Below are 350 nucleotides of genomic sequence, written 5' to 3' on the forward strand. Positions count from 1 at the left end.
ATTTAGAATTTAGAATTTAGAATTTAGAATTTAGAATTTAGAATTTAGAATTTAGAATTTAGAATTTAGAATTTAGAATTTAGAATTTAGAATTTTCAGTCATTAAACTTAAAAACAAGATAAGAATAAAATACTAAGATAAGAAAATTTGGAGCGGCTAACGAGACTCGAACTCGTGACCCCAACCTTGGCAAGGTTGTGCTCTACCAACTGAGCTACAGCCGCATAAGAGAGTTTATGCTTTCCTATAATAGGAAATGGTGCCCGGGGCCGGACTTGAACCGGCACGATCTTACGATCGAGGGATTTTAAATCCCTTGTGTCTACCAATTCCACCACCCGGGCGACAC

Annotated in this window: 2 tRNA genes; both read right to left on the bottom strand. The window is 36.9% G+C overall.

Annotated elements, in window-relative coordinates:
• Positions 1-149: 149 nt before the first annotated feature.
• Positions 150-225: transfer RNA gene (locus N7931_RS19455), tRNA-Gly, on the bottom strand.
• A 33-nt stretch (positions 226-258) separates the two neighbouring features.
• Positions 259-345 (bottom strand) — tRNA-Leu (locus N7931_RS19460).
• Positions 346-350: the final 5 nt, after the last annotated feature.

Source organism: Catenovulum sp. 2E275 (assembly GCF_025515275.1).
Lineage (GTDB): Bacteria > Pseudomonadota > Gammaproteobacteria > Enterobacterales > Alteromonadaceae > Catenovulum.